Raw genomic sequence first — 1,670 nt, forward strand, 5'->3', positions numbered from 1 at the left:
GTCCGAAGACTCCGGGGCGGCTTCACGGCCTTAGCATTCAGAGGTTCGCCGTTGGCGCTTCAAAGCGGGTACGGGAATATCAACCCGTTGTCCATCGACTACGCCTGTCGGCCTCGCCTTAGGTCCCGACTTACCCTGGGCAGATCAGCTTGACCCAGGAACCCTTGGTCAATCGGCGCAGGAGTTTCCCACTCCTGTATCGCTACTCATGCCTGCATTCTCACTCGTGAACCGTCCACCACTCGATTCCTCGGCGGCTTCACCCGGCACACGACGCTCCCCTACCCATCCATACCCTCGTTGGAGGTATCTGTATGAATGACACGGCTTCGGCGGTGTACTTGAGCCCCGCTACATTGTCGGCGCGGAATCACTTGACCAGTGAGCTATTACGCACTCTTTAAAGGGTGGCTGCTTCTAAGCCAACCTCCTGGTTGTCTCTGCGACTCCACATCCTTTCCCACTTAGCACACGCTTAGGGGCCTTAGCCGGTGTTCTGGGCTGTTTCCCTCTCGACCATGGAGCTTATCCCCCACAGTCTCACTGCCGCGCTCTCACTTACCGGCATTCGGAGTTTGGCTAAGGTCAGTAACCCGGTGGGGCCCATCGCCTATCCAGTGCTCTACCTCCGGCAAGAAACACGCGACGCTGCACCTAAATGCATTTCGGGGAGAACCAGCTATCACGGAGTTTGATTGGCCTTTCACCCCTAACCACAGGTCATCCCCCAGGTTTTCAACCCTGGTGGGTTCGGTCCTCCACACGGTCTTACCCGCGCTTCAACCTGCCCATGGCTAGATCACTCCGCTTCGGGTCTTGGGCGCGCGACTGATTCGCCCTATTCGGACTCGCTTTCGCTACGGCTACCCCACACGGGTTAACCTCGCCACACACCGCAAACTCGCAGGCTCATTCTTCAAAAGGCACGCAGTCACCCCTAAAGGCTCCCACGGCTTGTAGGCACACGGTTTCAGGTACTATTTCACTCCGCTCCCGCGGTACTTTTCACCATTCCCTCACGGTACTATCCGCTATCGGTCACCAGGGAATATTTAGGCTTAGCGGGTGGTCCCGCCAGATTCACACGGGATTTCTCGGGCCCCGTGCTACTTGGGAGTTGCATAAGCGAGCCGCACAGATTTCGTCTACGGGGGTCTTACCCTCTACGCCGGACCTTTCGCATGTCCTTCGACTACCTGTACGGTTTCTGACTCGCCCAGCCGCCGGCAGACGACTGCAACACAATCCCACGACCCCACAATGGCAACCCCTGCCGGGTCTCACACCACCATGGTTTAGCCTCATCCGGTTTCGCTCGCCACTACTCCCGGAATCACGGTTGTTTTCTCTTCCTGCGGGTACTGAGATGTTTCACTTCCCCGCGTTCCCTCCACATACCCTATGTGTTCAGGTATGGGTGACAGCCCATGACGACTGCCGGGTTTCCCCATTCGGACACCCCCGGATCAAAGCTCGGTTGACAGCTCCCCGGGGCCTATCGTGGCCTCCCACGTCCTTCATCGGTTCCTGGTGCCAAGGCATCCACCGTGCGCCCTTAATAACTTGGCCATAGATGCTCGCGTCCACTGTGCAGTTCTCAAACAACGACCAGAAGGTCCAGCTGCTCACACAGCCGTTCCCTCAGGACCCAACAACGTGCCCGACACACA

1 rRNA gene is annotated in these 1,670 nt (G+C 58.0%); it reads right to left on the reverse strand.

Annotation, left to right across the window (positions count from 1 at the left end):
• Window positions 1-1,569: ribosomal RNA gene (locus tag ABH931_RS39620) — 23S ribosomal RNA — on the reverse strand; the annotation flags it as partial.
• Between the last annotated feature and the right edge of the window lie 101 nt (window positions 1,570-1,670).

The sequence above is a fragment of the Streptacidiphilus sp. MAP12-33 genome, from assembly GCF_041261265.1.
In the GTDB taxonomy this organism is placed as follows: Bacteria; Actinomycetota; Actinomycetes; order Streptomycetales; family Streptomycetaceae; genus Streptacidiphilus.